Source organism: Chrysanthemum yellows phytoplasma, from assembly GCF_000803325.1.
GTDB lineage: Bacteria > Bacillota_I > Bacilli_A > Acholeplasmatales > Acholeplasmataceae > Phytoplasma > Phytoplasma asteris.
Genome location: NZ_JSWH01000139.1, coordinates 1 through 642, shown reverse-complemented (window position 1 = coordinate 642; position 642 = coordinate 1). Strand labels below are relative to the sequence as shown.

At 29.3% G+C, this 642-nt stretch carries 1 protein-coding gene; it reads right to left on the bottom strand.

Annotated features, from left to right (window positions below; translation table 11 throughout):
• On the bottom strand, nucleotides 1–299 hold a 299-nt coding region (locus tag OL66_RS02640; RefSeq protein WP_034172349.1), incomplete at its 3' end, for a lambda-exonuclease family protein.
• Between the last annotated feature and the right edge of the window lie 343 nt (nucleotides 300–642).

Here is a 642-nt window from a genome sequence, read left to right as displayed (position 1 = left end):
TTATATCCATCAAGTGAGGCAGAAAACATTTGAACTTCATCATCCGTAAAGATTGTATCAGGGAAGTTTAATTTAGTTGTTTTTTCAAAGAAACTGCGTGCTAGTGGTTCAGTTTTATTGCCGTGTTCAGTGTATTTATTGCTTGTGAAAGTAGTTCCAAAGAGTTTATCATGGACTAATTGTTCTAAGGTTCGGAATTTATCATTTCCAGTGATACTACCTATTTCTGATGCATTAATGTATTTTTGTCGATGTTGGTACCATTGCGAGGTTCTTTGGTTTAGATTGGTTATTTGCATTTTATTGCTCCTTTATTCTAAATTTAGTTATAAAAAAAGACCTTCAATTTGAAGGTCTTAGTTGTATTTTATTTTACTGATTTTTTTAAATCAAAATATTGGCCTTTAAAACGTTTTAAAAATATAGTTTGATATCAACTTCAAATAATTATTTTAAACGTCTTTAAGGGTCAAAATAATGCGTTTAAATGGCATTAGGGTTTTTATAAATTGTGTTTTTAAATGCTTCTTGATCTCGATTTAGTTTTTTCTTCTGGTGATTTAGTATTGAATTTCTTAGTATAAAGGGTGAGGTATTGTTTGACTGGATTGAAGTGGAGGTAATAGGTTTTGCATTTAATAT